Origin of the sequence: Streptomyces sp. AM 4-1-1 (assembly GCF_029167625.1) — a bacterium.
Taxonomy (GTDB): domain Bacteria; phylum Actinomycetota; class Actinomycetes; order Streptomycetales; family Streptomycetaceae; genus Streptomyces.
This window is the reverse complement of sequence record NZ_CP119145.1, coordinates 1604354-1629545: the sequence shown is the minus strand read 5'-3', so window position 1 is coordinate 1629545 and position 25192 is coordinate 1604354. Positions and strand designations below refer to the sequence as shown.

The 25192-nt window shown below is 72.3% G+C and carries 18 protein-coding genes and 1 pseudogene; 9 read left to right on the top strand and 10 right to left on the bottom strand.

Annotated features, from left to right (window positions below; all coding sequences use genetic code 11):
• Positions 1-200 precede the first annotated feature (200 nt).
• Together PZB75_RS06785 and PZB75_RS06780 are read left to right on the top strand one after the other, a co-directional pair.
• Positions 201-2324, top strand: a complete 2124-nt coding sequence (locus PZB75_RS06785; protein WP_275534379.1) for a M4 family metallopeptidase — start codon at positions 201-203, stop codon at positions 2322-2324.
• 280 nt (positions 2325-2604) lie between these two features.
• Positions 2605-5514: an AAA family ATPase gene (locus tag PZB75_RS06780; RefSeq protein ID WP_275534378.1), complete on the top strand. Its 2910-nt coding sequence runs from the start codon at positions 2605-2607 to the stop codon at positions 5512-5514.
• 219 nt (positions 5515-5733) lie between these two features.
• Here the strand turns inward: PZB75_RS06780 and PZB75_RS06775 are convergent, their stop codons facing one another.
• Entirely contained in the window at positions 5734-6081 is a 348-nt protein-coding gene (locus PZB75_RS06775) for a VOC family protein (RefSeq protein ID WP_275534377.1), read from the bottom strand.
• A 338-nt stretch (positions 6082-6419) separates the two neighbouring features.
• Positions 6420-6887 (bottom strand): lamin tail domain-containing protein, encoded by a 468-nt coding sequence (locus PZB75_RS06770; RefSeq protein ID WP_275534376.1) that lies wholly within the window; start codon positions 6885-6887, stop codon positions 6420-6422.
• 288 nt (positions 6888-7175) lie between these two features.
• Between PZB75_RS06770 and PZB75_RS06765 the strand changes: the two genes are divergently transcribed.
• Positions 7176-8837, top strand: a complete 1662-nt coding sequence (locus tag PZB75_RS06765; protein ID WP_275534375.1) for an alkaline phosphatase D family protein — start codon at positions 7176-7178, stop codon at positions 8835-8837.
• Between the two features lie 202 nt (positions 8838-9039).
• Here PZB75_RS06765 and PZB75_RS06760 read toward each other — a convergent pair.
• Positions 9040-9177, bottom strand: a pseudogene (locus tag PZB75_RS06760) (gfo/Idh/MocA family oxidoreductase); the annotation flags it as partial.
• 284 nt (positions 9178-9461) lie between these two features.
• On the opposite strand from PZB75_RS06760, the gene PZB75_RS06755 reads away from it, so the two are divergent.
• The 3 genes from PZB75_RS06755 (at position 9462) to PZB75_RS06745 (ending at position 13132) form a co-directional block, all read left to right on the top strand.
• Positions 9462-10889 carry a multidrug effflux MFS transporter gene (locus tag PZB75_RS06755; protein WP_275534374.1) on the top strand — a complete coding sequence of 476 codons (1428 nt, stop codon included), beginning with the start codon at positions 9462-9464 and terminating at the stop codon, positions 10887-10889.
• A gap of 148 nt (positions 10890-11037) precedes the next feature.
• On the top strand, positions 11038-12063 hold the full coding sequence (locus tag PZB75_RS06750; protein WP_275534373.1) for a small ribosomal subunit Rsm22 family protein: 1026 nt from the start codon (positions 11038-11040) through the stop codon (positions 12061-12063).
• Between the two features lie 319 nt (positions 12064-12382).
• Positions 12383-13132: a bifunctional DNA primase/polymerase gene (locus PZB75_RS06745; RefSeq protein WP_275534372.1), complete on the top strand. Its 750-nt coding sequence runs from the start codon at positions 12383-12385 to the stop codon at positions 13130-13132.
• Between the two features lie 381 nt (positions 13133-13513).
• Here PZB75_RS06745 and PZB75_RS06740 read toward each other — a convergent pair whose 3' ends face one another.
• The 7 genes from PZB75_RS06740 to PZB75_RS06710 all read right to left on the bottom strand — a co-directional run bounded on the left by PZB75_RS06740 (position 13514) and on the right by PZB75_RS06710 (position 21044).
• A complete protein-coding gene (locus PZB75_RS06740; RefSeq protein WP_275538618.1) occupies positions 13514-14500 on the bottom strand; it encodes a hypothetical protein in 987 nt (328 codons plus the stop codon).
• Positions 14382-15353: an iron uptake transporter permease EfeU gene (efeU, locus tag PZB75_RS06735; protein ID WP_275534371.1), complete on the bottom strand. Its 972-nt coding sequence runs from the start codon at positions 15351-15353 to the stop codon at positions 14382-14384. Before efeU ends, PZB75_RS06740 begins: the two co-directional genes overlap by 119 nt.
• 30 nt (positions 15354-15383) lie before the next feature.
• Complete coding sequence (efeB, locus tag PZB75_RS06730) at positions 15384-16655, bottom strand: iron uptake transporter deferrochelatase/peroxidase subunit (protein ID WP_275534370.1); 1272 nt, start codon at positions 16653-16655, stop codon at positions 15384-15386.
• A gap of 41 nt (positions 16656-16696) precedes the next feature.
• On the bottom strand, positions 16697-17833 hold the full coding sequence (gene efeO / locus PZB75_RS06725) for an iron uptake system protein EfeO (protein ID WP_275534369.1): 1137 nt from the start codon (positions 17831-17833) through the stop codon (positions 16697-16699).
• A 222-nt stretch (positions 17834-18055) separates the two neighbouring features.
• A complete protein-coding gene (locus PZB75_RS06720; RefSeq protein WP_275534368.1) occupies positions 18056-18904 on the bottom strand; it encodes a heme ABC transporter ATP-binding protein in 849 nt (282 codons plus the stop codon).
• Positions 18901-20007, bottom strand: a complete 1107-nt coding sequence (locus PZB75_RS06715; protein WP_275534367.1) for an iron ABC transporter permease — start codon at positions 20005-20007, stop codon at positions 18901-18903. The genes PZB75_RS06720 and PZB75_RS06715 overlap by 4 nt, the downstream gene beginning before the upstream one ends.
• Positions 20004-21044: an ABC transporter substrate-binding protein gene (locus tag PZB75_RS06710; RefSeq protein ID WP_275538617.1), complete on the bottom strand. Its 1041-nt coding sequence runs from the start codon at positions 21042-21044 to the stop codon at positions 20004-20006. The genes PZB75_RS06715 and PZB75_RS06710 overlap by 4 nt, the downstream gene beginning before the upstream one ends.
• A gap of 192 nt (positions 21045-21236) precedes the next feature.
• Between PZB75_RS06710 and PZB75_RS06705 the strand changes: the two genes are divergently transcribed.
• The 3 genes from PZB75_RS06705 to PZB75_RS06695 all read left to right on the top strand — a co-directional run bounded on the left by PZB75_RS06705 (position 21237) and on the right by PZB75_RS06695 (position 25184).
• A complete protein-coding gene (locus PZB75_RS06705; RefSeq protein WP_275534366.1) occupies positions 21237-22664 on the top strand; it encodes an HtaA domain-containing protein in 1428 nt (475 codons plus the stop codon).
• Between the two features lie 87 nt (positions 22665-22751).
• Entirely contained in the window at positions 22752-24368 is a 1617-nt protein-coding gene (locus tag PZB75_RS06700) for an HtaA domain-containing protein (protein ID WP_275534365.1), read from the top strand.
• Positions 24369-24461: 93 nt separating this feature from the next.
• Entirely contained in the window at positions 24462-25184 is a 723-nt protein-coding gene (locus PZB75_RS06695) for a PhzF family phenazine biosynthesis protein (RefSeq protein ID WP_275534364.1), read from the top strand.
• Positions 25185-25192: the final 8 nt, after the last annotated feature.

Sequence of the window (25192 nt, the reverse complement as noted above, 5' to 3'; positions counted from 1 at the left end):
ACCTCTCATCTCCGCACACTCATGCGTCGGCGCCGCTCCACCCACGAGCGTCGTCGCCCGCACATCCGCATGTGACCGCTGGCTCCGTCACCGCCCACGCGACCCAGCGGCCGCGGCCTCCGTGTATGAGGTGAAAGGAAACCCCCGCTCCTATGTACATACCAAGAACCGCCCGGCTCCTGACGGCCACACTGGCGTGCGTGTCCGCCTCCGCCATCGCCCTTCCCGTGGCGCTCGCGGCCCCCGCGCCGGCGCCCACGCCCACGGCCGGGCCCAGCGCCTTCGCCGCGGCCCCCTTCACGACCGACCCGACGCCCGAGGTCCGCAGCCGCGTCGCGGACCACGCGCAGAAGGCGCTGGCGGCCCACGCGGGCGCCGCGCACCAGGCCGACGGAGACGTCTTCGCGGTCAGGAACGTGGCCGTCGACCGCGACGGCTCCGCCTCCGTCCGGTTCGACCGGAAGTACAAGGGCCTGCCGGCCTACGGCGGTGACGTCGTCGTACGCCTGAAGAAGGACGGGACGTACGAGTCGCTGGCGACCGGCTCGCAGACGTCGGGGGCCGTGTCCACCAAGCCCGAACTGGCCGCCTCCGGCGCCACCAAGGCCGCGAAGGGCGCCTTCGAGGGCCGTGTCGACTCGGTCTCCACGCCGAAGCTCGCCGTGCAGATGGAAGGCAGCGCGGCGACCCTCGTGTGGGAGAGCGTCGTCAGCGGGGTCCGCGCGGACCAGACGCCCAGCCGCCTCCACGTCCTGGTGGACGCCAGGTCCGGCAAGGTCGTGCGCACCAACGACGAGGTGCACACCTTCGCGGCCTCCGGGGACGCGCGTGTGGCCGCTTCGGTCGCCGCCGCCCAGAAGCCCGCCTCCGGCCTCAACACCGCGGGCACCGGCCAGTCGATCTACAGCGGCAAGGTCTCGATCGACCTGACGCAGTCCGGCAGCAGCTACGCGATGAAGGACCCGTCGCACGGCAACGGCTACACGACCAACCTCAACCACGCCACCAACGGCACCGGCACCACCTTCACCAACTCGACCGGCAACTTCGGCAACGGGTCCAACAGCGACCCCGCGTCCGCCGCTGTCGACGCCCACTACGGCGCGGCGATGACGTTCGACTACTTCAAGAACGCCCAGGGCCGCAACGGCATCTTCGGTGACGGCAGGGGCGTCCCCTCCCGGACCCACTACGGCAACGCGTACGTGAACGCCTTCTGGGACGGCAGCCAGATGACGTACGGGGACGGCCAGGGCAACGCCCGTCCGCTGGTCGAACTCGACGTCGCGGGCCACGAGATGAGCCACGGCGTGAGCGGCGCGCTCACCGGCTGGGACGAGACCGGCGAGACCGGCGGCATGAACGAGGGCACCAGCGACATCTTCGGCACCCTCGTCGAGTTCTACGCCAACAACCCGGTGGACCCGCCGGACTACACCATGGGTGAGCTGATCAACATCAGCGGCAACAACCAGCCGCTGCGCTGGATGAACCAGCCCTCGCTCGACGGCCAGTCGCCCGACTGCTGGAGCAGCAACAACGGCAACCTGGACCCGCACTACTCCATGGGCCCGCTCAACCACTGGTTCTTCCTCGCCGCCGTCGGCAGTGGCAACCACGGTTACGGCAACAGCCCGACCTGTAACAACTCCACGGTCACCGGCATCGGCAACGACAAGGTCGGCAAGATCTGGTACAAGGCGCTGGCCTCCTACGCCAACAGCCGGGAGAACTTCCACCAGGCCCGCACCGACTCGCTGCGCGCGGCGGCCGACCTCTACGGCGCCCACTGCACCGAGTACAACACCATCGACGCCGCCTGGGCGGCGGTCAGCGTCACCGGCGCCGACCCGGTCCCCGGCAGCTGCAACAGCCAGCCCGGCTCGCCCTCGGTGACCAGCCCGGGTAACCAGAACGGCACCGTCGGCACCGAGGTCTCCCTGCAGATCCAGGCGAGCGACCCGGGTGGCAAGGCACTGACCTACAGCGCCACCGGCCTGCCCGCCGGACTGACGATCAACGCCTCCACCGGCCGCGTCACGGGTACGCCGACCACCGCCGGCACCTCGTCCGTGAAGGTCACGGCGAAGAACACCGACAACGCCACCGGTGAGGCCACGTTCACCTGGACCATCACCACCGGCGGCGGCAACCCGCCGCAGGGCTGCGGCAACCTGCCGGCCTGGAACGCGACCAGCAGTTACTCGCCGGGTGACCAGGTCTCGTACAACGGTCACACCTGGGCCTCTCAGTGGTACTCGACCGGTGCCCAGCCGGACGCCCCCGGTTCCTGGGCCGTCTGGAAGGACCAGGGAGCCTGCTGAAACCGGACACCCGGGAGCGGCCGTGTCACTGACACGGCCGTCACCGGACACGGGGCCGCCACGGCCGCGTGACCGGGCGTCCCTCCGTCCGCGCACCTGAACACCACCGGGCCGGCAGTCTCCCCACTGCCGGCCCGGTCGTATGCCCGGCCCGAACCCGCAAGCGCCCAAGAGGTGTTGACCTTCGTCCAGGACAGTCCTACATTCGGCGCGGCATGACGAGTGGCAGGTTCATGATCCGATTCGGAGCGTGGACGAGGCTGTGTGCGGAGGGGCCCCGATGACTGAGCCGACCACCCTGTTGGCGAAGACCCCGGCAGACCCCCGGCCGCCCCGCCGCCGAGCCGTCGGCAGGGACGCCCTGCACGGCGCCGTCCGGGACCACCTCGCGGACGGTGGCGGCGTCCTCCTCACCGGGCCGCCGGGCATCGGCCGGACGACGGTGGTGTCCCGGCTGACGCGGGAGCTGGGCGACCGGGGCCACCGAATCCTGCGCTGTTCCCCGTCCCCCTCCGAGCGGGACAGCCCCTTCCTCGGGCTCATCGACCTGCTGGCCGCCGTCGGGGACGATGTCCTCGCCCGACTCGGCTCCCACGAGCGGGCCGTGCTCGAAGGAGCGCTCCTGCGGAGCACGCCGCCCGCCGGGACCGATCCGACCGGCGGCCGTGACGCGCTCGTCCTGCGCGTCGCCGTCCGCAAGGTCCTCACCCTGCTGGCGGACACCGGTCCGCTTCTGCTGGTCGTCGACGACGCCCAGTGGCTGGACGCGCCGACAGCGGAGATCCTGGTCTTCCTCGCCAGACGCGCCGGCCCCGGACCGGCGGTACTCGTGGCCCTGCGCACGGACGGCCACGGACACGAGGCCGACGCCCGGCCGGGCCCCTCCGCGGCCCGCCCCGGGGAGCTGGGGAGCGCCCAGGCGCGGGAGCTGTGTCCGCGGCCGGTACTCACGGTGCCGGCGCCGCCCATGACCGTACGCGAGACCGCCGAACTGCTCGACGGGCACGACGAACCGGTCTGGCCCCGGCCGCTCCTCGCCCGCCTGCACCGGACCGGTGGCGGAAATCCCCGTACGGTACTGGAACTCAGCTCCGCTCTCGGCGAGCACGTCCGCGTCACCGGGGGCACCCTGCCCGACCTGGCGGAACCCCTGCCCGTTCCCGAGTCCCTGCGCCGGCCGGTACTCGACCGGATCGACGCCCTCCCGGCGAGCGCCCGCCAGGCGCTGGTCACCGCGAGCGCCGCCGTCCGCCCCACGGTGGAACTGCTCCAACGCGCGGGCTGCTACCACGCGTCGGCCGACATCGACACCTGCGTACGCCACGGCATCCTCCAGGCGCCCGACCACGGAACCATCACCTTCCTGGACCCGCTGACGCCGATGGTGCTCCAGGCGGAGACCCCGTACGAACTGCGGATCAACGCCCACCGCGCACTGGCCGACGCGACCGACGACGCGGTCGAACGCGCCCACCACCTCGCCCGGTTCACCGAGGGGCCCGACTCCGCGGTGGCGGCCCGGCTGGCCGACGCGGCCACCGCCGCGCGCCGTCGGGGGGCGCCGGGAACGGCGGCGAGACTCGGCCGGCTCGCCGCGGAACACACCCCGGCCGACGAGACCGGCGTCGACACCGACCGCCGGCTCACCGCCGCGGAGGACGGGCTGGACGCCGGGGACCTCGACTTCGCCCGGCAGCTCGCGTACGAGGTCCTGGGCGACGCCGAACGGCCCGCCGACCGGGTACGCGCCTGGAACGTGGTCGTCGACTCCTGCGGTCAGGCGATGTCCGAGATCACGGACGTGTTCCCGGAGGCGATGCGCGACGCGGGCCGGGACCCGGGACTGCTGGCCCAGCTCCACTACCGCATGAGCTGGCGCGAGTGGATGGTGGGAGGCTCGGCAGCCCGCGCCCACGGCCACGCCGTCCGCGCCACCGGGCTCGCGGCGCGCACCGGGGACCGGCGCACCGAGCTGCTGGCGCTGACCCAACAGGCAGCCCTGGAACTCTTCCTGGGGTTCCCGGAGGCGGAGGAGACCCTGGCCGCCGCGCTCGCCGAACCGCACGACGTGTACGCCATGACCCACCACAACGGCCCGATCTACCTCAAGCACCGATTCCATCTGGTGCATGACGAGTTGGACGAGGCCAGAAACGAACTGCGCACCCTCGTCTACACCTTGCGGCAACGGGGCTCGGCGGACTGTCTGAGCCAGTGCCTGATCGGCCTCGCCCAGGTGGAGATCCAGCGCGGCCGGTGCCGACAGGCGCTGACCATCGCGAGGCAGAGCCTGCGCATCGCCGAACAGGCGGGGCTCAGCCAGGGACCCGCCTGGTACGCGGTCTCGCTCGCCGAGACGGCGGGCGGCAGCCTGAGCCAGGCGCTGGCCGCGGCGGAGGCGGCCAGACAGCACAGCGAGGACGACGACGACCGGCTCTTCCTCCCCCGGGCCCTGCACGCCGAGGGCCGGGTCCGGCTGTTCAGCGGTCAGAGCGCGCAGGCGGCCGAACTGCTGCGCCGCACCGGCGAGATGGAGACCGCGCAGGGGCAGCGGGACCCCGCGACGCGGCGTTGGCACGCCGACCTGGCGGAGGCCCTGGCACGCAGCGGCGCCACGGACGAGGCGGACGCGGTCATCACCCGGGCACGCTTCCAGGCCGGGCGGCTCGGACGGTCCGGCGTCGTCGCCACGCTCGACCGGGCGGCGGCCGCCGTCAGCGAGGCCCGCGGCGAACTCGACGCGGCGGCAGCTGGATTCGAGGACGCGGCGGCCCGCCTCCACGCCGCCCGGTACCCCATGGAGGAGGCACGCACCAGACTGGCGCTGGGACGGGTCCGCCGTCGTCTGGGCGACGCCGGGGCATCCCAGGCCGCGTTCACGGAGGCCCTGCGGATCTACACCAGGGCGGGCGCCAGGACCGGGGTCTCCGTGGTCCGCGCCGAACGCGACCGGGTCGAGGACGGTCCGATCCGGCTCCCCGACGGAGGCTCCTGGTCCGAAAGCCTCAGCCCGACCGAGCGCAACGTGGTCGCACGCGTCGCCCAGGGCGCCACCAACCGCGAGATCGCGGCCGGTCTGGTCCTCAGCGTCAAGACCGTGGAGGCGGCGCTCACCCGCGCCTACCGCAAGCTCGGCGCCAAGTCACGCGTCGAGATCACCCGCATCGTGATGGCGCGGTCGACGGCATGACGGCTTGAGGGTACGGCGGTACGGCGGTACGTCGGCACAGGGACGAGGAACGACGGACGCGACCCCGCACCCCTCCCGGAACTCCCCGCCCCGCCTCCGCGCTCAGCCGCTTCCCCGACCGGCGTATCCCCGAATCAACCGGTACGCCGATCCCCGCTACGCCGATCCCCGCTACGCCGATCCCCGCTACGCCGATCCCTGGTGCGCCGCTCCCGCCGGTCAGCGATGACCCAGTACGTTGATCACACGCCCGTCCGGATCGCGGACGAAGAAGCGCCGCACCCCCCACTCCTCGTCCTGGAGCGGATGCACGATCTCCGCACCCGCCTCGCGCATCACCGCGTACGCCGCGTCCACGTCGTCGACCTCGACACTCAGGTCCGGCGCGACCGGTGCCGTTCTGTCGGCGGTCATGAAACTGGCCTGGGCGGCAGGGCTGGTGGGGGAGGCGAGGGTCATGATCCAGCCGTGGTTCATGACTTCCTCGAAGCCCAGCAGACCGTAGAACTCGGCGTTCTCGGCCATGGCCCCGGTCGACAGATTCGGAACGACCCGGCGGACGGACATCGACGACTCCTGAGGTGGAAGCGGCTGCTGCGCCCCAGACTACGACCGTCGAGCGGCGCCGCCCCGGGCGCCGGAGCCGGGGGCATCGCCCCCGGTCGATGGTGTGCGGCGGATGCGGTCGTTCAGGTCCCGCCCTGCGCCACGTCAACCGTGCCCCGGTCCGGATGACTCCCGGACCGGGGCACGCGGCGGCCGGCCGCCGCCGGCGGGGGAGCGCGCGGACCAGGGGCACTGGCGCGCGGCTCGTACGGCTCGCGCACCGGCGCGCGGCGACTGGTCGGCCGGTCGGCCGGTCGGTCGCTCAGCTGCTCAGCTGCTCAGCCGGTCGGCCGTGGTGATCAGTGGCAGTTCTGGGTGCCCTTGTTCGCCTTCGTCCAGGAGCAGGAGTCCAGCAGCTTCCCGTCCGGCTTGATCAGCCGTGCCTTGTCCCCGGTGTTGTTCCAGACGTAGGAACCGCGGTTCCAGTACACGCTGCCCGAGGCGTTCTTGCCCTTGCCGGTGCGGACCTTGACCGTCTTTCCCGCGGCGATGGTGTAGCTGCCGAAGGTGTACGTGTATCCGGTGTTGTCCTTCAGCCGGTAGCCCTTGAGCTGGATCTTCGTCCTGCCGTTGTTGTGGATGTCGACCCACTCCGCGTTGAGGGACGCGTTCGTCCGGGTGTCCTTGCCCGGACTGTCGTACTGGATCTTCCCGAGGTGCAGTCCGCCCTGGTGCGTGGCCGCCGAGGCGGGGGTGGTGGCGAGGAGCGAGCCCGCCAGGGCGGTGGCCGCTGCCAGTGCGAGAGGCGCAGCGCTGCCTATGCGCATGTGTGTGTTCCTTGCGTGTGGTTTCCGTGAATACCGGGAAGCGTGAGCATACGGGGTAAAGGTGCCTCCCCGTCAGGTTGTCGGAAAACCTGCAAGTCCGTGCATTTGGAACGGAGTTGGCGCCGCCGCTCCGGCTTCGTACGGTAGAGGTCCATGCGGTGCCGCCAGTGCTGAGGGCACGACACGTGAAGATCATCGGGTGGCCATAAGAATGTTGTGTACACGACAGCGTGCGGTTGTCCGCCCGCAATGCAATACCTCTGACACCAGCCGTCAGGGGAGGGCAACATGACATCCGCACACGCTCACCGCACGCCCGGCCGACAGGCCCATTCGGCAGAGCTGCGGGCGGCTGCCCAGCGGCTCGGTCTCGGCCGCCGCCGGTTCCTCACCGTCACCGGAGCCGCCGCCGCGCTCGCCTTCGCCGTCGAGCTGCCCGCCGCGGGCGCCGCGAGCGCCGCCGAGCTGGACCCGAGGAAGATCCGGGAGGACCCGTTCACCCTCGGCGTGGCCTCCGGTGACCCGCTGCCCGACTCGGTCCTGCTGTGGACGAGACTCGCGCCCCGCCCCTACGAGGCGAGCAACGGACTGCCCCGCGCCCGCGTCCAGGTGCGCTGGGAACTCGCCCGCGACGAGAGGTTCCGCCGGGTCGTCCGGCGCGGGTCGGCGACCGCCCACCCGGAGTTCGACCACAGCGTGCACGCCGAGGTGCGCGGTCTCGATCCCGACCGCGTCTTCTACTACCGCTTCCGCGCCGGCGCCTGGACCAGCCCGGTGGGCCGCACCCGCACCGCGCCCGCCCCGGGCGCCGACAACCGTTCGCTCCGCCTCGCGGCCGTCTCCTGCCAGGCCTACCACGACGGCTACTACACCGCGTACGGACACCTCGCCCACGAGGACGTCGACGCCGTGTTCCACCTCGGGGACTACCTCTACGAGTACGCGGTGACCGCGACCGGCGGGGCCCGCGCCTACACCGACCGCAGACTCCCCGCCCACTTCAACCGCGAGACGGTCACCCTGGAGGACTACCGCCTGCGGTACGCCCTCTACAAGTCCGACCCCGACCTGAGGGCCGCCCACGCCGCGCACCCCTTCGTCGTGACGTGGGACGACCACGAGACCGAGAACAACTACGCGGGCGACACCCCCGAGAACGACGTACCGCCGGAGGAGTTCCTGCTGCGCAGGGCCGCCGCCTACCGCGCGTACTGGGAGAACCAGCCGCTGCGCACCCCGCAGCGGCCCACCGGTCCGGACATGCGGCTCTACCGTCGGCTCCGGTTCGGGCGGCTCGCGCAGTTCGACATCCTCGACACCCGGCAGTACCGCAGCGACCAGGCGTACGGGGACGGCTGGCAGAAGCCGGGCCCGGAGTCCGAGGACCCGTCACGCACCATGACCGGCGCCGCCCAGGAGCGCTGGCTGATCGACGGCTGGCACGCCTCGCGCGCCCGGTGGAACGTCGTACCCCAGCAGGTCACGTTCGCGCAGCGGCGCGACGTGCCGACCGACGCGTTCAAGCTGTCCATGGACGCCTGGGACGGCTATCCCGCCTCCCGGCGGCGCGTCCTCGCCGGGGCGGAGGCCGCAGGGATCGCCAACCTGATGGTCCTGACCGGCGACGTGCACGTCGGCTACGGCTTCGACCTCAAGAAGGACTTCGACGACCCGTCGTCCCGCACGGTCGGTACGGAGATCGTCGCCACCTCCGTCACCAGCGGCAAGGACGGATCGGACACGCCGTCCAACTGGAACAACCAGATGCGCGCCAACCCGCACATGAAGTTCTACAACGGGCGGCGCGGCTACGTCCTGGTCACGCTCGGGACCGAACACGCCCGGGCCGACTACCGCACGGTGTCCGCCGTCACCACGCCCGGTGCCCCCGTGCGCACGGCGGGTTCGTTCGTCACGGAGGCGGGCAACCCGGGGCTGACGCCCGCCTGAGGGGTGGGTGCCCGGTGATCCTCGGCGGAACAGCCCTTGGCGGCCCGTGACCGGCGGGGCCTGCCAGGAGCGGCCCTGGCGCCGTGGCCGGTACCAGGGCCGCTCGGCCCGGACGGACTCCCCGCGGCGGACCGGTCCGGGCCCCACCGGCTCCCGGCCGCGCGCCTCGGACCCGGGGCGCCGGCCCCGTCCGCCGGTCCGCGTCGGCCGGGTGGCGGACGCCGATCCGGTCCCGTACCGCGTCGAGCGTCCGCATCACGGCGAGCGTGCCGTCCAGCGGCACCAGCGGCGACTGCGCCGCGCCCGCCCGCGGACACCGCGTCACCTCGGCGGCCTCGAACGGATCTCACCCACGGTCCCGTCCCCGACCAGCTCGGTCGGGCGCCGATCGACCGGGTCGGCGTACGTCCGCATGGCTCCGTCAGGAAGGCGCCGCGGCGCCGGCCGAGCGTGACGAGTTCCCGCTCCTCCCGGGCGTTGGGCGTGCCTGGAGGTCGCGGCCATGGCGCCCGTCGCCAGAACACCCCAACGGACTGTCTTGTTCATGCCCACTGCTGGAAACGGTGGTTACCACGCGGACCGAGCTGAGAACATGGATGTGGATTCAACGACATGGAGATGAGAATGCCGGACAACGGCGCGAGCCGGGACCAGCGAGCACACATATCCACCTGCGAGAACGCGGTCGCGGACAGGACCACCGACGCGTTCGGGCCCGGGACCCCCGAAGCCCACGTGGCCCCTGAAGGCACATCCGTGCCCGTACCCGACCCCCCGGGAGACCTGTCCCGGCCCGGAACCGCGGCGACCACGAAGGCGCCCGACGTCGCCGCCCGCCGCGCCGGTCTCCTCGTCACCATGGTGCTCGGTGGGCTCACCGCACTGCCCCCGCTCTCCATGGACATGTACCTCCCCGCGCTGCCGGAGGTCACCGACGTACTGCACGCCCCGGCCGCCACCGTCCAGCTCACCCTCACCGCGTGCCTCGCCGGGATGGCGCTCGGCCAGCTCGTCGTCGGACCCATGAGCGACCGGTGGGGGCGACGCCGTCCGCTGCTCCTGGGCATGCTGGTCTACATCGTCGCCACCGCGATCTGCGCCTTCGCCCCCTCCGCCGAACTGCTCATCGGCTTCCGGCTCCTCCAGGGCCTGGCCGGCGCCGCGGGCATCGTGATCGCCCGCGCCGTCGTGCGTGATCTGTACGACGGTGTCGAGATGGCGAGGTTCTTCTCGACGCTGATGCTGATCTCCGGCGTCGCGCCGGTCGTCGCCCCGCTGATCGGCGGACAGGTCCTGCGGATCACCGACTGGCGGGGCATCTTCGTCGTCCTCACCGTCGTCGGTGTGCTCCTCACCCTCGTCGTGTGGAAGTGGCTGCACGAGACCCTGCCGCCCGAGCAGCGGCACAGCGGCGGAGTCGGGGACGCCCTGCGGACCATGCGCGGACTGCTCGCCGACCGGGTCTTCACCGGATACACGGTCGCGGGCGGCCTCGCCTTCGCGGTGCTGTTCGCGTACATCTCCGCGTCGCCGTTCGTCGTCCAGGAGATCTACGGGGCGTCCCCGCAGACCTTCAGCATCCTCTTCGGCGTCAACTCGATCGGTCTGATCATCGTCGGCCAGATCAACGGCAAGTTCCTCGTCGGCCGGTTCGACCTGGACAAGGTGCTCGCCGTCGGGCTCGCCGCCATCGTGCTCGCGGCCGGCGCGCTGCTGCTGATGACGGCCGGGGTCTTCGGTGAGATGGGACTGGTGCCGATCTCGATCGGGCTGTTCGTGCTGATGTCCGCGATGGGGCTGGCGGCTCCCAACACCAACGCGCAGGCACTGATGCGCACCAAGCACGCGGCGGGTTCCGCCTCCGCGCTGATCGGCACGTCGTCGTTCCTGATCGGCGCCGTCGCCTCGCCGCTCGTCGGTATCGCCGGGGAGCACACGGCCGTTCCGATGGCCGTGGTGCAACTGGTGTGCGCGCTCGGCGCGGTCGCCAGCTTCGTGGGCCTGTGCCGGCCGTGGCAGCACCAGACGTCCCGGACCACGGCCGCCCGCTGAGCGTCGCCCGGGACCGCGCTCGCCCGCTGACCGTCGCCCGGGGCCACGGCCGCCCGCTGACCGGAATCGCGGGGCCGCCCGGCGCGGGCCGGGCCGGGCGGGTCCCCGCCGGACCCGGCCGCCGCCCCGTTCCGCCTACAATTCGGCGGTGAACGTCACCCTCTCCACCGCGGACGCGCTGCGCTCGGCCCTCGCCGGGCTGCTCGACGGGCTGCCGCCCAGCCAGGCCGCCCAGGCCGTCGACCGGCTGATCGCCAGCTACCGGGGCACCACGCCCACCGACGCCCCGGTGCTGCGGGACCGCTCGGACGTCGTCGCGTACGCCGCGTACCGGATGCCGGCGACCTTCGAAGCGGTACGGGCCGCACTCGACGCGCTCCGCGAGGCCGCCCCCGGCTGGGTCCCCGCCGACCACACCGACATCGGCGGCGGCACGGGCGCGGCGACCTGGGCCGTCGCGGGTGCCTGGGAAGGTCCCGCGACGACCGTCCTGGACTGGTCGGAACCCGCCCTCGCCCTCGGCAGGGAACTCGCCGGGACCTCCGGCGTCCCGGCCCTGGAGGCCGCGCGCTGGCAGCGGGCCCGGATCGGCGCCGGTCCGGAACTCGCCCCCACGGACCTGGTGACCGTCTCGTACGTGCTCAAGGAACTGACCCCCGCCGCCCGCACCTCCCTCGTCACCGCCGCCGCCCGTGCCGCCCGCGCCGTGGTGATCGTCGAACCGGGCACGCCCGACGGCTACGCCCGGATCATCGAGGCCCGCGACCTGCTGATCGCGGCGGGCCTGCGCGTCGCCGCCCCCTGCCCGCACGACGCGGCCTGCCCCATCGAACCGGGCACGGACTGGTGCCACTTCTCGGCCCGGGTCAGCCGCTCCTCGCTGCACCGGCAGGTGAAGGGCGGCTCGCTGTCGTACGAGGACGAGAAGTTCAGCTATGTCGTGGCGACCCGGTTCGACCCCGAGCCGGTACGCGCCCGGGTCACCCGCAAGCCGCAGATCCGCAAGGGCCAGGTGCTGCTCGACCTGTGCACCAGGGACGAGGCGCTGCGCCGCGACACGGTCACCAAGCGGCACGGTGCCCTGTACCGCGAGGCCAGGGACATCGCCTGGGGTGACGGCTGGCCGCCGCGCACCGAGGACGGGGAGGCGGGCGAGGCCGGGGACCCCGTCTGAGGAGCCACGGGAGGCGGGCCTTTCCCGTGGCACGGCGGAACGTCGCGGTGTCACACCGTCGACGCGCGCTGTGCACCGATCGGGTGGTTCCCGCATGTGACGATCGGTTCCGGCCACCCGGGCGTGACGGCCCCGGCGTCCTTCCCACCTGCGTCGACACCCCGCGTCGGTTGGACCCGATGACCGGCATTCCATGCTATTGGGGGTGATAGCACCCACCTCGGCGCGACGGCCCACGCACCCCGCTTGGAGACTCCGGCCACCCGAGGCGCAGGATGGTGGGACCATGGACGGGGGCAACGCTGAAGTGAGGGGATTGATGGGCGCCGATTCCGGCCGTTATCGCGGCACAGAGAGCAGGATTTCCCAATGGCTTCGCCGGCGGCCCAAGGAGCGGCGGAGCGAGGCCGACGAGTCGGCCGCCCGGGAGGCGCTGCTCCTCGCGGTCGCCGAGGCCGGGATGCCGATCGCACCCGCCGCCCACCCGTCCGGCTACCGATGTTCGTGCGAACGCGTCGGCTGTCCCACCCCCGCCAGGCACCCCATCTCCTTCGCCTGGCAGACGCAGTCCACGACCGACCGGGCCCAGATCGAACGCTGGGCGGCGGGCCAGCCACTGGCCAACTTCATCACCGCGACCGGCCTGATCCACGATGTCCTCGACGTGCCGCTGACGGCGGGGCGCCAGGCACTGGAGCGGCTGCTCGCGGCGGGGATCGAGGTCGGTCCCGTCGCCCAGTCCGGCGAGGACCGGATGCTCTTCTTCGCCGCCACCCGGGGCACCCCGGAGGACGAGGACGAGTGGTGGCCGTGCGAACTCGACTGCCACCCCGAGACCATGGACGAGCACCCGGGACTGCGCTGGCACTGCCGGGGCAGCTATGTGCTCCTGCCGCCCGCCCGGCTCCCCGGTGAGCTGGACGTGCACTGGATTCGCGGACCCGAGAACCCCCTGCCCGATCCGCTGACGCTGCTGGAGACGCTGACCGACGCCTGCGCGCAGTACGCGGACACCGCCGACCAGAGCGACCTCGACCACGACGCGGTGGCCTGGCCGCTCAGCCGCTGACCCGGAGCGGAACGCCGCCCGGCCCGGGACCGGCCCGCCGCACCGGGCCGCCCCGTGCCCGCGTAAGCCTTGTGCCGCGCGTAAGCCTGGTGTGACGTGCGTCAGCCGCCCCGTGCCCCGCGTGAGCCTTGTGCGCCCCGCGTAAGCCACAAGCCCTGTGCCGCGCGTGCGACGTGCGTCAGCCGCCCCGCGTGAGCCCCGTGCCCCGCAGGAGCCTGTGCCCCGCATGAGCCTTGTGCGCTGTGCGTCAGTGCGCGCCCCGGGCGCCGCCGCGCCTCAGCGCGCCCACACACCGGCACCGGCAGACGAACCGGCAGACGAACCGGCACCCGCAGCCGAGCCGAGACCCGGCAGGCCGTCGCGCGACCACGCCGCCGACGCTCACGAGCCCTTCGCCGCCGTCAGCCCCGACAGCCGGTTCAGCACGCCCACCTTCGCGCCCCCCGCCGCGCCCCGGACGGGCACGTACACCGTCTGACTGGAGATCCGCTCCTTCGTGAGGCTGCTGCCGACCTCACCGGTCAGCAACGCGGCCACGTCGTCGTTGACCGGCGGACGCAGTCCCTTCGCCGCGGTCTGCCGCTCGAAGTGCTTGCTGCTGAAGAAGACCAGCGCCCCGCCGTCCTTGGCGGCCAGCCCGAGTGGGGCGAACGCCCCGGTGTCCAGGGCCTGGTCGAGGTACTGGTACGAGAAGCCCGCCCTGCGGGTGTCGCGCCGTACATCCCGCCACTGGGAGGTCGAAGGACCGGGCGCGAAGACGTCCGGCGCCCCGGTCTGCAGATACCGCGTGTACTGCTTGCTCAAGTCGCCCGGCGCGACGGCCAGTTCCGTGTCGTCCACGGCGACCGGCTTCGCCCATCCGTCGTCGTCGAGGTCGAACTCCGGTATGTCGGAAGGCGGCAGGACGGTCAGATAGGCGGCCCGCCACACGGCGTCCGGACCCGACCGCACGAACGTGACGAGCCAGCGGGTCGCCGGCTTCCCGTCGCCCTGGTCACGGTTGGCGTCGGTGTTCGCGACGAACCAGCGGGGCCAGCCCGCCTTCTTGGGGATGATGTACGTGGCGTCGGTCAGTTCCAGCGGGCGGTGGTTCTTGTTGCCGCCGGGCGAACTCTTCTGCCGTGACCTCAGACCGGCCTGGTTGATCGCGCCGAGCGGACCCGTCACCACGCCCGCGTCCAGCGCCGGGTCGTAGGCCCTGTCCGCCTTGTTGTACGCGGAGGTGAAGGTCTCCAGGGCCCGTGCGGCCTCAGCCCTCGTCGCCGCCGGCACGACTGCCCGCTCGCCGTGAATCGTCGCGCACCCGCTCGCCGTCACGCCCAGCACCGTCGCCGCCGCGAGCAGCGCCGTCCGCCGAACCGGCCTCAGCCTTCTCATCAGTTGCCTTCTGCGCCTTCTGGTCCGTCGCACCCACTGACCGTCCGAACCCTACCGGGGCGAGGAACAGCGCGAGGGTGGGGACCAGGTACAGCACCCACACCGTGACCTGGAGAACGGTCGGGTCCGGCTGGAAGTTGAAGGTGCCCTTCAGCAGCGTCCCGTACCAGCTGTCCGGCGGGATCGTCGAGCTGATGTCGAACGCCGTGTTCCGCAGACCGCCCAGGAACTCGGCCTCCTGGAGGTCGTGGACCCCGTACGCCAGCACCCCCGCCGCCACGACCACCAGCATTCCGCCGGTCCAGGTGAAGAACTTCGCCAGGTTGATCCGCAGCGCGCCCCGGTAGAACAGCCAGCCCAGCACCACGGCCGCCAGGATGCCGAGCAGCGCGCCCACCATCGGATGCCAGCCGTCGTCCGCCGCGTGCACCGCGCGCCACACGAACAACGACGTCTCCAGGCCCTCCCGGCCGACCGCCAGGAAGGCCGTCGCGACCAGCGCGCCCGTGCCCATCGCCAGCGCCGCGTCGAGCTTGCCGTGCAGCTCGGTCTTCAGGTGCCGCGCGGTGCGCCGCATCCAGAACACCATCCACGTCACCAGGCCGACCGCGACGATCGACAGCGAACCGCCCAGCGCCTCCTGTGCCTTGAACGTCATCTCCTGCGAACCGAATTCGAGCCCGGCGCCGAACGCCAGACTCACCACGATCGCGATACCGACACCGAACCAGATCGGCGGCAGCTTGCTCCGGTTGCCGGTCTTCACCAGGTACGCGACGAGGATGCAGACGACCAGGCTGGCCTCAAGGCCCTCACGCAGGCCGATCAAGAAGTTGCTGAACACGTTTCGGTTCCCTTTCTGCCACGAGTCCCGCTACGAGAACAGCGTCCGGCCCCACCAGTCGTCCTTGTCACGGACGCCCGGCGGGACGGCGAAGACGGCCGAACCCACGTGCTGGATGTACTCGTTCAACGCGTCGTGTGCCGCGAGGCCGCGCTGTACCGGAATGAAGCCCTTGCGCACATCACGCTGATAGGCGATGAAGAACAGCCCGGCGTCGAGCCGGCCGAGGCCGTCCGTGCCGTCCGTGAAGGAGTAGCCGCGCCGCAGGATCGTCGCGCCGCCGTTGCTGTCCGGGTGCGCGAGGCGCACGTGGGCGGTCGGCAGCATCGCCTTGAGGAACGGCTCGTCGCGCTCCTTCGCCCTGCCGACCGGCGCCCCCTCGCCCTTGTCCCGGCCGAAGATGTCCTCCTGCTCCTGGAGCGGGGCCCGGTCCCAGGTCTCGATGTGCATCCGGATGCGCCGGGCCACCAGATACGAACCCCCGGTCATCCAGCCGGCGTCGTCCTTCGCGCCGACCCAGACGTGGCGGTCCAGGGCGGCGGTGTCGTCACCGGAGATGTTCCGGGTGCCGTCCTTGAAACCCATCATGTTGCGCGGGGTCTGGGCGCCAGGCGTCGTCGACGACGTCTTGCCGAAGCCCAGTTGCGACCAGCGGATCGCGGTACGCCCCATGCCGATCCTGGCGAGGTTGCGGATGGCGTGCACCGCCACCTGCGGATCGTCCGCGCACGCCTGCACACACAGATCGCCGCCGCTGCGGGCCGCTTCCAGATTGTCCCCGGGGAACTTCGGCAGATCGGTCAGCGCATCGGGGCGGCGGTCCTCCAGACCGAACCGGCCCTTGGTGAACAGCGAGGGCCCGAACCCGACGGTCAGGGTCAGCCGGGACGGCTTCAGCCCCAGCGCCTCACCCGTGTCGTCCGGCGGCGCCTCGGCGAGACCGCCGTACGCCCCCTCGCCGACGGCGTGCCCGGCCGTCATGCGCTCGGCGGCCCGCGTCCACTCCTTGAGCAGGGCGACCAGCTCGGCCCGGTCCCGCGTCGTCACGTCGAACGCGGCGAAGTGCAGCCTGTCCTGCACGGCGGTGGCGATACCCGCCTGGTGCTCCCCGTGGAACGGCACCGCCGCGCCACTGTCCGCGGCCGGTTCGGACCCTCCGCCGGGGCGTACCGCGGCGACCGTACCGCCCGCGGCCACCGCGCCCAGCGCGAGACCCGCGCCGCCCCAGCCGAGCAGCCTGCGGCGGGACGGCGGTCCGGCACCCTCGGCGACGACGTCTCCCGGGTCCACGGACTCGGCCATGCGCGGTGCCTCCTCGCTCGTCGTTCTCGCTCCGTGACGCGTTACTTGGTGACCGCCGCGGCCAGCTTGGACAGCGGCTCGGCGAGCGCGTTCACCGCGTCCGACAGCTCCTTGCGGTCCGCCTTGCCGACCTTCTCGTACGAGGTGAAGTCGTACGCGTTCCGGTCCGCGCGGTACTTGTCGAGCAGCGTGTTCAGCGCCGCGAACCGCTTGTCCAGGGAGGCGGTCAGCGCGGCGTCGTTCTTCGAGGCGATCGGCTTCAGCAGCTGGTACGACTGCTCAGCGCCCTCGACGTTGGCCTTGAAGTCGACCAGGTCGGTGTGGCTGTACCGCTCCTCCTCGCCGGTGACCTTGCCGGTGGCGACCTCGTCCAGCAGCTCCTTGGCGCCGTTGGCCATCGAGGTCGGGGTGATGTCGGCCCGGCCGACCCGGTTCTGCCAGTCGGCGAGGTCCTTGTACAGGACCGGGGCGAGGGCCTTCTCCTCGGCGCCCAGCTTCTTGTCCTGCCACAGCGCCTTCTCCAGGCGGTGCCAGCCCGTCCACTTCTGCCCGGCCTCCAGGCCGTCCTCGCGGACGTCGACCTTCGGATCGATGTCACCGAAGGACTCGGCGACCGGCTCGGTGCGCTCCCAGCCGATCCGGGACTCGGCGTACGCCTTCTTCGCGGCCTCGATGTCACCCGCGGCGACGGCTTCCGTGAAGACCTTGACCTTCGGCAGCGTCTCGTCCGCCTGGGCCTGCACATAGGTGCGGTAACCGGCGACGGCCCTGTCCATCTCCGGGCTGCGCTTGGCCGCCGCGCCGCCGGTCACCTCGATCTTCCGGCGGATGCCCTTGCCCTTCATGCCGGGCTTGCAGGCGACCTCGTACGAACCGGCCTTCATCTCGGCCGTGATGTTCGCCTTGGTGCCGGGGCCGATGTTCTCGCGCTCGGTCACGATGCGGTCGTCCGGGAAGAGGACGTAGACCTCGGTGACCTTCGATCCCTTGTTCTCCACGGCGAGTTCGACATGGCCGGCGGGCAGCTTCGTCTTCGACACCTCGCAGGAGTCGTCCTTGGCGACGACCTGGACCGCGCCGTCGCCCTTGCCGTCGCTCTTCTCGGCGCAGCCCGTGACGGCGGTCAGGGCGGCCACGGCCGCGACGGCGGTGACGACGGAGGAACGGACCGGTCGCATACGGACTCCACACGGGACGAAAGAGTGAACGGAGGGGGCGGGGCGAGGAGTGAACGGTGGGGCGGAGAAGGCCGGACAAAGCCGGGTGAGGCGGACCTAACTTAGCCGAGGCTTACCTCCTCGGTACCCCACTTGGCAGTGATTCAGCTCTCACCTGCGAAGCAGGGGTACGGGCCGATCACATCCGACCCATGGACGACCCACCGAAGGGTCAAGTGGCGGTCAAGCGGCCCGTTTCGGGACGACGAGGGGCGCCCCGGTCCGCGGATGCGGGAACACCTCGACGGGCTGCCGGTAGACCTCTCCGAGCAGTTCCCCGGTGAACACCTCGGCGGGCGGCCCCACCACCGCGATCCGCCCGTGGTGCAGCACGGCGGCCCGGTCGGAGTACGCCGCGGCGAGTCCGAGGTCGTGGAGCACGACGACGACCGCGTCCCCGGCGGCGGCCCGCTCCCGGCAGATCCGCAGCACCAGCTCCTGGTGGCGCAGATCGAGCGCGGCGGTCGGCTCGTCGAGCAGCAGCAGCGGGGCGCGCTGGGCGAGCACCCGGGCCAGCGCGACCCGGGCGCGTTCGCCGCCGGACAGCGCGGAGAACGGGCGGGCGGCGAACTCGGTGACCTCGGTGGCCGCCATCGCCTCGGCGACCGCCGGATCGTCCTCGTCCTCGCGGTCCGTGCCGGACCAGGGCGCCCTGCCCATCCGTACGACGTCCTCCACCGGGAACGGGAAGGAGAGCGCGGCGGACTGCGGCAGCACGGACCGGCGCAGTGCCAGCTCGGGCGGTGTCCAGCCGGTGGCCGGGCGCCCGTCGATCCGGACCTCGCCGCTCTCGGCGGACAGATCGGCGGCCAGTGCGGCCAACAGGGTGGACTTCCCCGCGCCGTTGGGGCCGACGAGCGCCAGCACCTCACCCGCGTACGCCGTCAGGTCGATGCCGTCGAGCACCGGCCGTCCCCCCAGCCCCACCCGCAGGGCGCGCACCTCGGCGACGGCGGAGCCGTGCGGGACGGGGGAGGGCAGCTCCCTGCCGTGGGTCCGGAACAGATTCCTCAGGGCGTTCGCGGTCCTCATGCCCAACCACCTTGCTTGCGACGGGTCCTGCGGAGCAGCCAGAAGAAGAACGGGCTGCCGAAGAGCGCGGTGAGCACACCGAGCGGCAGCTCGGCGGGGTCGGCGACGGTCCTGGCCGCGAGGTCGCCCGCGACCAGCACCAGCGCACCGCCCAGCGCGCTGCCGGGCACCAGGAAGCGGTGCCCGGGGCCGTTCGCCATCCGCAGCAGATGCGGCACGAGCAGCCCGACGAACGAGATGATCCCGGCGACGGCCACGGCGGCGGCCGTCAGCAGTGCCACGACGAGCACCAGCACGATCCGCAGCCGTTCGACGTCCACCCCGAGGTGGCGGGCGGGGCGCTCACCGAGCGCGAGCAGGTCCAGCTTCCGCGCGTAGAAAGGGGCGACGAGCAGTCCGAGTACCGCGCACGGCAGCACGGCGAGGACCTTGGGCCAGGTCGCCTGGGCCAGCGAACCGAGCTGCCAGAAGGTGATCTGGGTGATCTGCGCGTTGTCGGCGAAGAAGATGAACAGCCCGATCAGGGCGCCCGCGAAGGCGTTGACCGCGATCCCGGTGAGGATCAGCGTCACGACCTCGGTCCGCCCGCCGGAGCGCGACAGCGTGTACACGAGCAGTACGGTCGCGAGTCCGGCGGCGAACGCGCAGACGGTGATGGTCCAGTTGCCGAAGAAGCTCAGCCCCAGCGCGATCGAGGCGACCGCGCCGACCGCCGCCCCCGCCGAGATCCCGATGACTCCGGGTTCGGCGAGCGGGTTGCCGAAGACGCCCTGCATCAGCGCGCCCGCGCAGCCGAGGGACGCCCCGACGAGCAGGGCGAGGACGACGCGCGGCAGCCGGACGTTCCACAGGACGCTCTCGCCGACCCGGTCGAGGGCGGAGCCGCCGAGGCCCATCCGGTGCTGGAAGGAGGAGACGACGTCCCCGAGCGGGATGTTGTACGCGCCGAGCCCGGCCGAGAGCAGACAGCACACGATCAGGGCGGCGAGCAGTCCGGCGGTCAGGGCGAAGGCGGTGCCGCGTCTCTTCCCGGTGGGCCCGGCGGGGGGCGGGGTCCCGGCGCCGGGGGTCGCGCGGGTGCGTTCGTCGTACGAGGTCGTCACGCGCCTGCCCCGCTCTTCGGGTAGAGCTGCTCGACGAGTTCGGTGAGCACCCGGTCGGTGCGCGGCCCGTAGTTGAGCAGCACCCCGTCGTCGATGGAGACGATCCGGCGGTCCAGGCCGGCCGGGGTCTCGGCGACGCCCGGGATCTTCACCAGTCCGTCGACGCCGCCGACGGAGTCGAGTCCCTTGCTCATCACCAGGATCGCGTCCGGCGCCGCCTTGGCGAGGGCTTCGCTGGTGATGGCGGTGAAGTCCTTCCTCAGCCCGGACGCCTTGCCCGCGTCCACCGCGCCCGCCGCTTCGAGCAGCGAACTCGCGCCGGACTCCCGGCCGCCCAGCAGGTAGACGGAGGCGGAACCGCGCAGATAGAGGAAGGCGACCCGCGGCTTCCTGCCGTCCTTCGGCGCCGGGACGGTCTTGCGCACGGCGTCGACGCGCGCCTGGGTGCGCGTCTTCAGGGTGGTGCCCGCCGCCTTGACGCCGAGCACCTGGGCGACGGTGTCGATGCGGCGGCCGACGTCGGCGAGTTCCTTCGCGGGTTCGACGACGACGAGCGGGATGCCCGCGTCACGGATCTGGTCGATGGCCTCGGCCGGGCCGGTGGTGGTGTCGGCCAGGACGACGGTCGGCCTCAGCGACAGCACGCTCTCGGCCGACACGTCGTGGGCGCGCGTCACCACCGGGAGCTTCGCGGCCTGTTCGAAGGTGGCGGTGATGTCGCGGGCCACCACCCGGTCACCGAGCCCGAGCGTGAAGACGATCTCACTCAGGCTGCCGGTGAGCGGGACGACACGGTCCGCCGAGGTGATGGTGGTGCGGGTGCCGTCCGCCGATGTGACGGTGACCGGAAGTTCCGGTTCCGGTACGGGAAGGGGTTCGATCCGGTCGGCCGTCGCGGACGCGGCGCCCGCCACCTGGGCCTTCGGGGAGTCCGAGCCGCCGCAGCCGGTCAGGGCGAGGGCGAGGGCGACCACGGCCACCAGGGCGCTCACCGGTCCACGGCCTCGTGGCCCGCGCGCGGTCCTTCGCGCGCTCAGGCCCGGTCGGGCCACGTCCTCCTGGAAGCGCACTGGGCACACCGTCCTGTCGTTCTGCTCGTCCGGCCCGTACCGCGTCCCGCAGCGGTGGAGGGTGACGTTTTGGGGTTGATGTGACGGTAGGGGTACCGACACGGCTGAACGTAGCTTAGGTTAGCCTTACCTGGTCCACCAGACCTTGGAGGGGTACTGATGTTGCCGTCCAGACCGGCCCGCGCGTTCGCCGTCGCGCTTCTCGCCGTACTGCTGGGAGCCCTGCTCCCCGCCACGGCCGCGCAAGCGGCGAGCCGCACGGTGCAGGGCGGCCGACTCGACTGGGGCATCAAGTCCTCGTTCCAGAGTTATGTCACCGGCCCGATCGCCCACGGCAGTTGGAACCTCACCGGGGGAGCCGCCACGGTCGGTGGAAGCCAGTTCCGCTTTCACTCCGCCACCGGCTCCTACGACCCCGCGAGCGGCGCCTTCCAGTCCGGTTTCTCCGGCGGCGTCCGCTTCCGCGGTCACCAGAAGGCCGACGGCTCGTACGAACTCGATCTGACGATCAGCCGCCCCACCGTCCGCATCAGCGGTGGAGGCGGCACGGTCTACGCCGACATGGTCAGCAAGGACCGGGGGAGCGGCCGTGTCAGCTCCGCCTCCCAGGTGCCGCTCGCCACACTCCGTCTCTCCGGGATCGACATGCGGGGCGGCTCCACCCCGATCGCCCTCAACAACATCCCGGCGACGCTCACTTCACAGGGCGCGCGGGCCTTCGCCGGCTACTACACGGCGGGCACCCCGCTCGACCCGATCAGCCTCTCCGTCGACACCTCGGCCCCCGCCGGGAAGAAGGGGGACACCCCGAAGCCCCCCGGCGACAAGGCGGAGAAGGACGCGGCAGAGAAGAGCGCGAAGCCGAAGGAGACCGCGGGCGCCTTCACGGACGCCGCCGTCGACTGGGGTGTGCGCCGCACCTACCGCGAGTACGTCACCGGCTCGATCGGCCAGGGGAAGTGGACCCTGGCGGGCGGGGCCCAGGACGGCGGCGCGCTGTTCCGCTTCCCGAAGGGGAAGGGCACGTACGACCCGAAGAAGCGGACCCTCGACGCCTCCTTCGCGGGCAGTGTCCGGTTCACCGGGGCCCAGGGCCTCGATCTGACCCTGGCCGGGGTCGCCGTCCGGGTGAAGGACGGCACGGGCACGCTCTCCGCGGACGTCGTGAACGCGGGCACCACCGAGAAGGCCGTCCCGCTCATCACCTTCACCGCGAAGGACTTCGCGCCGAAGAACGGCCTCGCCTCCCTCACCGAGGCACCCGCGACGCTGACCGCCGGGGGCGCCAAGGCGTTCGGCTCCCTCTACAAGGCGGGCACCGCGATGGACCCGGTCTCCCTCGCCGTCGCCGTCGACACGAAGGCGAAGCTCCCCGCCCTGCCCGACCTGGGCAGCGCCGCCGAACCGTCCGCCCCGCCCGTGGAGGAGAGCGCCGCCGCGACCCCCGCGCCGGCCGCCGCCTCGGCGTCCACCTCGTCGGACTCCCGGACCGGCACCTACGCCGCCGTCGCCGGAGGTGTCGTGCTCATCGGCGCGGCCGGCGCGGTGTTCTGGGCCCGCCGGGGCCGCACCCGCCAGTCCGGCTGACCCCACTTCCTCACCCCCCGCGCCACCACCCCATCTCGACCCCCTTCCGTTCGTTCCGCTCGTCCGTTCATGAGGAGACCATCGACCATGGCAGCCACCCGCCGCCCCATAGCTCTCGCCGCGGCCGTCGCCACGGCCGCCGCGCTCGGCGCGACCGCGTTCGCCCTTCCGGCCCTCGCCGCCGACAGCACCGGTACCACCGCCGCCGCAGCGAAGTGGGAGCTGAAGGACGGCACGCTGGACTGGGGCTTCAAGGAGTCCTTCCGCAAGTACCTCGCCTCGCCCTTCGCGGGCGGGAAGATCACCGTGAAGGACGGCGTCACCCAGGCCGCGGGCAACGGCGTCTTCACCTTCACGGGGGGCAAGGGCGCGTACGACACGACCAGCCACGCCACCGACACCGCCTTCGACGGCAGCGTCAACTTCTACGCCCACGACGGCGTCCTCGACATCACGATGACGGACGTGAAGGTCTCCACCTCGGGCGCGAACGGTGCGATCACCGCCGACGTCGCCACCCCGGAGGGCACCAAGAACGACGTCGCGGTCGCCGCACTCGACCTGTCGGCCGTGCGGCCCGGTCAGGGCGCGGACGGTGTGATGGTCTTCAAGGACATCCCGGCCACGCTGACGAAGGCGGGCTCCGACGCGTTCAACGGCCAGTACAAGGAGGGCGACGCGCTCGACCCGGCCACCCTCTCGGTGACCGCCGTGCGGCCCGCCGACCCCGACCCGACGCAGAAGCCGACCGAGAAGCCCACCGAGAAGCCGACGGACGGGCCGACCGAGAAGCCGACGGACGGGCCGACCGAGAAGCCGACGGACAAGCCGGACCCGACGCAGAAGCCCACCACGGACCCGACCCCCTCCCCGTCCGTCTCGGCCACCAAGCCGGCCGCCGAGGACGGTGCGATCGTCAACGGGACGATGGACTGGGGCGTCAGGAAGTCCTTCCGTACGTACGTCACGGGCCCGATCGCCAACGGCAAGGTCGAGCTGTCCGGCGGTGCCACCGCCTCCGGCGACGGCTACCGCTTCCCCGACGCCACCGGCAGCTTCGACGCGAAGCAGCAGGTCCTCGCCGCGAAGTTCGGCGGCAAGGTGCGCTTCCTCGGCCACCAGGAGGACGGCGTCTACACGCTCGACCTCTCCCTCACCAACGTCAGGATCGACGTCGCCGGAGGCAAGGGCAAGCTCGTCGCCGACGTCTCCACCAAGGACCGGAAGACCAAGGAGGTCTCCTCCTACACCGGTCTGGCCGTCGCCGATCTCAAGCTCCCGGCGGGCAAGCTCGCCGCCAAGGGCGGCGTGGTGACCCTGTCCGGCGTCCCCGCGACGCTCACCGCCGACGGTACGAAGGCGTTCGGCGGCATGTACCAGGCGGGCGAGCAGCTCGACGCCCTGACGGTGACCGTCGCGCTGGACAAGGACGCCCAGCTGCCCGGCGGTTCGGGCGACAACGGCTCGACGACCGGTGGCACGTCCGGCGGTTCGGCGGGCGGTTCGGCCGGCGACGGCGGCACCGTGGGCGGCGGCTCGCTGGACGGCGGCGGCACGGTGGGCGGTTCCGTCGGCGGCTCGGGCGCTCTCGCGTCGACCGGCTCTGACGTCCCGACCGGCGCGCTGCTCGCCGCCTCGGGCCTGGTCGTGGCGACCGGCGCCGGCGTGGTCGTGATGGCGCGTCGGCGCCGTACCACCGCCTGACCGACCGCCCCTGCCGCGGGCACATGTGGCACATACGAGGGCCGCACCGGCGAACCGCCGGTGCGGCCCTCGCCGCGATGCTTGAATGCGCGGGTGAGCGACTACGACGTACCCGGCGGAATCGATGTCCTGCGCGTCTTCTGCGGCCCCGACGGCCGCCACGGCAACGCCCTCGGGGTGGTGCGCGACGGGAGTGCGTATCCCGACGAGGCGTCCCGGCAGGGGCTCGCCCGCCGACTCGGCTTCAGCGAGACGGTGTTCGTCGACGACCCCGAACGCGGCCGGATCGACATCCGCACCCCCGGCCGGCGGCTGCCGTTCGCCGGGCATCCGGTCGTCGGCGTGGCCTGGCTGCTCGACCTGGAGGTCCTGGAACTGGCCGTCGGCGATGTGTTCGCCCGTCAGGACGGTGAGTTCACCTGGATCACCGCCCGCCCGGAATGGGCGCCGCCGCGCAGGCTGGAACGGTACGCGTCGGCTGCCGAGGTCGACGCGCTGACCGGCCCGCCGCCCGGGGAGGGGTGGCTGTACGTGTGGGCCTGGGAGGACGAGACGGCGGGCATGGTCAGGGCACGCGCCTTCCCGAGGCGCGACGACGGCGTCACGGAGGACGAGGCGACCGGTGCCGCGGCGATGCTGCTCACCGCCGAGCTGGGCCGCGCCCTCAACGTCCGCCAGGGGCGCGGCTCCCAGCTCATCACGGCACCCGCGCCCGACGGCACGGTCGAGACAGGGGGCCGCGTCCGACTGGCCGTCCACGGCCGCGGCACCCGCCAGGGCCTGCTCGCTGGGCCGCCGACGGGCATCGGTGTCTGAAGAACACG